Source organism: Pantoea sp. Pa-EAmG, from assembly GCF_030024295.1.
Taxonomy (GTDB): Bacteria; Pseudomonadota; Gammaproteobacteria; order Enterobacterales; family Enterobacteriaceae; genus Pantoea; species Pantoea dispersa.
Genome location: NZ_JASEWO010000244.1, coordinates 1 through 5,257, shown reverse-complemented (window position 1 = coordinate 5,257; position 5,257 = coordinate 1). Strand labels below are relative to the sequence as shown.

The 5,257-nt window shown below is 57.0% G+C and carries 5 protein-coding genes; 3 read left to right on the top strand and 2 right to left on the bottom strand.

Features of this window, described 5'->3' with window-relative positions:
• The 3 genes from QMM04_RS20750 to QMM04_RS20740 form a co-directional block, all read left to right on the top strand.
• A partial coding sequence (locus tag QMM04_RS20750; protein ID WP_282996907.1) for a glucan biosynthesis protein G occupies window positions 1-1,343 on the top strand: 1,343 nt, incomplete at its 5' end.
• Window positions 1,336-3,888 (top strand): glucans biosynthesis glucosyltransferase MdoH, encoded by a 2,553-nt coding sequence (gene mdoH / locus QMM04_RS20745; protein ID WP_282996906.1) that lies wholly within the window; start codon window positions 1,336-1,338, stop codon window positions 3,886-3,888. The genes QMM04_RS20750 and mdoH, both read left to right, overlap by 8 nt.
• A 227-nt stretch (window positions 3,889-4,115) precedes the next feature.
• On the top strand, window positions 4,116-4,355 hold the full coding sequence (locus tag QMM04_RS20740) for a YceK/YidQ family lipoprotein (protein WP_021506444.1): 240 nt from the start codon (window positions 4,116-4,118) through the stop codon (window positions 4,353-4,355).
• A 1-nt stretch (window position 4,356) separates the two neighbouring features.
• Here QMM04_RS20740 and QMM04_RS20735 read toward each other — a convergent pair whose 3' ends face one another.
• Together QMM04_RS20735 and QMM04_RS20730 are read right to left on the bottom strand one after the other, a co-directional pair.
• A complete protein-coding gene (locus QMM04_RS20735; RefSeq protein ID WP_021506443.1) occupies window positions 4,357-4,755 on the bottom strand; it encodes a MysB family protein in 399 nt (132 codons plus the stop codon).
• A gap of 121 nt (window positions 4,756-4,876) precedes the next feature.
• The gene (locus tag QMM04_RS20730; RefSeq protein ID WP_021506442.1) at window positions 4,877-5,143 is read right to left on the bottom strand and encodes a hypothetical protein; all 267 of its coding nucleotides are present in this window, start codon (window positions 5,141-5,143) and stop codon (window positions 4,877-4,879) included.
• Window positions 5,144-5,257: the final 114 nt, after the last annotated feature.

Below are 5,257 nucleotides of genomic sequence, written 5' to 3'. Positions count from 1 at the left end.
ACCACGACAAAGCATACTGGGGCAAACTGCGCACGCCGTTTAAGCTCGAGTTCTATCATCAGGGCATGTATTTCGACACGCCGGTGAAAATCAATGAAGTCACCGCGTCTTCGGTACGTGAAATCAAATATAACCCTGACTACTTCAATTTCGGCAACGTAAAACACGATGCCGATGCGGTGAAAAACCTTGGGTTTGCCGGTTTCAAAGTGCTGTATCCTTTAAATAAAAAGGGTAAAGACGATGAGATTACCAGCTTCCTGGGTGCCAGCTATTTCCGCGTGATTGGCGAAGGCCAGGTGTATGGCCTGTCGGCGCGTGGTCTGGCGATTGATACCGCGCTGCCTTCCGGTGAGGAGTTCCCGCGCTTTAAAGAGTTCTGGATTGAGCGGCCGAAGCCGCAGGATAAACAGCTGGTAATTTATGCGCTGCTGGATTCTCCGCGCGCCGCCGGTGCCTATCGCTTTGTGATCCAGCCAGGCAAAGAGTCCACCGTGGACGTGCAGTCTAAAGTGTATCTGCGTGACAACGTCGGTAAACTTGGCGTAGCCCCACTCACCAGTATGTTCCTGTTTGGCGCTAACCAGCCGTCGCCGGTCAGCAACTTCCGTCAGGAACTGCATGATTCAAATGGCCTGTCGATTCACGCCGGAAATGGCGAGTGGATCTGGCGTCCGCTCAATAACCCGAAACACCTGGCGGTCAGCACCTTTACCATCGAAAACCCGAAAGGCTTCGGTCTGCTGCAGCGTGGCCGTGACTTCAGCCATTACCAGGACCTGGACGATCGCTATGATCTGCGTCCAAGCGGCTGGGTTGAGCCGCAGGGCGACTGGGGCAAAGGTCGCGTAGAGCTGGTGGAAATCCCGACGGCAGATGAAACCAACGATAACATCGTGGCCTTCTGGACGCCGGAGAGCCTGCCAGAGCCAGGCAAAGAGATGAACTTCAAATACCGTCTGCACTTTACGCGTGATGAAAACCAGCTGCACCAGGACGATGTGGCCTGGGTGAAAGACACGCTGCGTTCTGCGGGCGATGTGAAGCAGTCTAACCTGGTGCGTCAGCCGGATGGTTCCATCGCCTTTACCGTGGACTTTGTCGGTAAAGCGATGAGCAAGCTGCCGGAAAACACCCAGGTGGCGCCGCAGGTCAGCGTCGGTAACAACGCCGACGTGGTCGAGCAGAGCGTACGCTACAACCCGGTCACCAAAGGCTGGCGTCTGGTGCTGCGTCTGCGCGTGAAAGACAACAAGCAGCCGACCGAAATGCGTGCGGCGCTGGTGAGCGGCGACAAGACATTGACGGAAACCTGGAGCTATCAGTTACCTGCCAATGAATAAATCGACTTATTTACCTCAATCTTACGTGGAGGCGCTGCCGCTTGATGCGGCAGCACGCGCCACGCTCAGCGCCTCGCTGCAGAATGCGCAGGCATTTCATGCCATTCACAGCGCGCTGGGGCAGGATATCGCCGCCAGCGAACGGCCGGACGATGCGCCGCTGAAATCGGTCTCGTCGCGCGTTTCCATGGCGTGGCCGGATTCGCTCGCCGGTGGCCAGCAGCTCAGTAAAGATTATCTCGACCGCACCACGCTGAAGGCGATGCCGCCGGTGAAGCGTTCGCTGATGTTCCCGGAAGCCTGGCGTACTAACCCGATTGCGCGCGCCTGGGATTCCCTGCGCGGGCAGAAAGGCAATCCACGCTATGCCACGGTGGAAGAGCAGAAAGCGGAAGACAAATGGCGCCACGTAGGTTCCATGCGTCGCTACGTGCTGCTGATTCTGACCATTCTGCAGACCGTGGTCGCCACCTGGTACATGAAAACCATTCTGCCGTATCAGGGCTGGACGCTGCTCGATCCGGTCGAGCTGTTTAACCAGAACTGGCTGCAGTCGGTGGAGCTGATCCTGCCGTATATTCTGCAGACCGGCATCCTGTTCCTGTTTGCCATCCTGTTCTGCTGGGTATCGGCTGGTTTCTGGACCGCGCTGATGGGCTTCCTGCAGCTGCTGATCGGTCGCGATAAGTACAGCATCTCGTACTCGACCACCGGTGATGAGCCGCTCAATCCGGAACATCGCACCGCGCTGATCATGCCAATCTGTAACGAAGACGTGGAACGCGTGTTCGCCGGTCTGCGCGCAACCTGGGAGTCGGTAAAGCGCACCGGTAACGCGGAGCATTTCGACGTTTACATCCTGAGTGACAGCTACGATGCCGACATCGCCATCGCCGAGCAAAAAGCGTGGATGGAGCTGGTGCGGGATGTCGGTGGGGCAGGCAAGATCTTCTATCGCCGTCGCCGTCGCCGCGTGAAGCGTAAAAGCGGCAACATCGATGACTTCTGCCGTCGTTGGGGCAGCAACTACAGCTACATGGTGGTGCTGGACGCCGACAGCGTGATGAGCGGTGAGTGTCTTACCGGTCTGGTGCGCATGATGGAAGCGAACCCGAACGCCGGTATTATCCAGTCGTCACCAAAAGCGTCAGGCATGGATACGCTGTATGCGCGCTGTCAGCAGTTCGCCACCCGCGTTTACGGGCCGCTGTTTACCGCCGGTCTGCACTTCTGGCAGCTGGGCGAATCGCACTACTGGGGGCACAACGCCATCATTCGCGTGCAGCCGTTTATTGAACACTGTGCGCTGGCACCGCTGCCGGGTGAAGGCTCCTTCGCCGGTTCGATCCTGTCACATGACTTCGTGGAAGCGGCGCTGATGCGTCGTGCCGGCTGGGGCGTGTGGATCGCCTACGATCTGCCGGGTTCTTATGAAGAGCTGCCGCCGAACCTGCTGGATGAGCTGAAGCGTGACCGTCGCTGGTGCCACGGCAACCTGATGAACTTCCGCCTGTTCCTGGTAAAAGGCATGCACCCGGTGCACCGCGCGGTGTTCCTGACCGGCGTGATGTCCTACCTGTCGGCGCCGCTGTGGTTTATGTTCCTTGCGTTGTCGACCGCCCTGCAGGTGGTGCATACGCTGATGGAACCGACCTACTTCCTGCAGCCGCGTCAGCTGTTCCCGGTGTGGCCGCAGTGGCGTCCGGATTTGGCGATTGCGCTGTTCTCCACCACGCTGGTGCTGCTGTTCCTGCCAAAACTGCTCAGCGTGGTGCTGATCTGGTTTAAAGGGGCGAAACCGTACGGTGGCGCATTCCGCCTGTTCCTCTCGCTACTGCTTGAGATGCTGTTCTCGGTGCTGCTGGCACCGGTGCGCATGCTGTTCCACACCGTGTTTGTGGTCAGCGCCTTCCTCGGCTGGGAAGTGGTGTGGAACTCGCCGCAGCGTGACGATGACGCCACGCCGTGGAGCGAAGCGTTCCGTCGCCATGGTTCACAGATGCTGCTGGGCATTGTCTGGGCCGTCGGGATGGGCGTGCTCGATCTCAACTTCCTGTGGTGGCTGGCGCCAATCGTCTTCTCGCTGATTCTGTCGCCGTTTGTCTCGGTGATGTCGAGTCGTGCCACGGTCGGGCTGAAGAGTAAGCGTGCCAGGCTGTTCCTGATCCCGGAAGAGTATGAGCCGCCGAAAGAGCTGGTCGACACCGATCACTATCTGCAGCTGAACCGGGAACGTGCGCTGAAGCATGGCTTTATGCATGCGCTGTTCAATCCGGCGTTCAACGCACTGGCGACGGCGATGGCGACATCGCGCCATAAGCAGAGCGCACTGCTGGATCACGCACGCGATCGCCGCGTCGATCAGGCATTGAGCGATGCGCCGGAAAAACTGAATCGCGAACAGCGTCTGCAGCTGATCAGCGATCCGGTGGTGCTGGCGCGCGTGCACACGCGTTTGTGGGAAAGAGCGGATAAATATCATCAGTGGGTAGAGAGTTATCAGAAACTCACGCTTAACCCGCAGGCGCTGCCTCAGCGCGCCTGACAGGCTAACGGTGATGAAAAAGCGGCAGCGATGCCGCTTTTTTTATGCCTGCGCTTCAGCGGGGGGCACAACGCGCCTCACACAATCTTTACGCATAAAGGCATAGCGGTTTAGCTGCACCCGCAGCTAAAATGGCGCGATGACACGTGCCAGCGTTCCTGAGCACATTTAAACAGTCACTGACGCACATCAGAATCAGGGGTGTCAGTTCAGGATGAGTAAATGCAGTGAAATATTGCCTGAAGTTAATTGCGCTGTGCGCCGCCATTTTGCTGCTGACGGGCTGTGGCAGCATTATCAGCCGGACCGTACCCGGACAGGGGCACGGCAACCAGTATTATCCGGGCGTGCAGTGGGATGTGCGTGACGGGCCGTGGCGCGTGCTGACCATTCTCGATCTGCCGCTGTCGCTGGTGATGGACACGCTGCTACTGCCGGTTGACGCACAGCACGGCCCGTACGAGTAACTTACGCCCAGTTGTCTGACGGACTGTCGTCGTCTTCCCACTCTTCGGCCGCTGCCTCGCCTTCTTCCAGGTCGCGCGGCGGCTCCAGCTGAAATTCGCCTTCGTCCCATTCGTGCAGGGTATTTTCCGACTGCCACTCCTGGCGCAGCTCAATTTCATCGAAATTACCGTCGAACACCGCCTGCGCCGCTTCACCGCTGCAGATTGGCAGGCATTCGCCCTGGCCGTCTTCATCAGCGAAAAACTCCGCCTGCCACATAATGTCGCCATCCTGCATCACGTACTTCTGCAGCGCAAACTGGCTGACGCTGGCGTCATCCTGCTCCAGCTCAGGCTGGCTGGCGAGAAACTCTTCACGTGCGGCTTCAATGGCTTCTTCTAACGTACTATACAGGCTCATCTGCAACTCCTTGTCAGTGCAAAAAGGGATTTCACAGAAGAATAGACGAAAATTGGCGGCTGTCAGGGCGGGAGAGAACAATGACGGGGTGGATGCGTAAAAAGTCATCCACCCGCGCCGGTTACATCATTTTTTGCGGAAAGTGCAGAACCGGTCGTACCGACTCGCGTAACACGGGTGCAGAATAACGGATGCAGCATTTAATACAGGGTTTCACCTTTTTAAAATTAATTCGTGCGGTGGCCAAAGCCTGATTTAAATTATAGAGCGTACCGATGAACACCATATCCTCCTTAACCGGCAGACGTTTACACTCTTTCCGATGCAGCAGATGGTAACCCTCCTGATCGGTACTGATCGTCACGTAGTAGTAGATACCTTTATTCATATTATGTGTCCTGAATATATTTGCTGTGTGTAATCTTTTTATATTTTTAAACGCGCAGTTAACGAACTAACTGTTAGGGTCGAAACTAACTGTATTCAATCGGGCTAACCAATT

What these genes read in the sequence shown, in the direction of transcription:
- mdoH (WP_282996906.1), top strand. Translation starts at nt 1,336, where the DNA reads ATGAATAAATCGACTTATTTACCTCAATCTTACGTGGAGGCGCTGCCG.
- QMM04_RS20735 (WP_021506443.1), bottom strand. Translation starts at nt 4,755, where the DNA reads ATGAGCCTGTATAGTACGTTAGAAGAAGCCATTGAAGCCGCACGTGAA.
- QMM04_RS20730 (WP_021506442.1), bottom strand. Translation starts at nt 5,143, where the DNA reads ATGAATAAAGGTATCTACTACTACGTGACGATCAGTACCGATCAGGAG.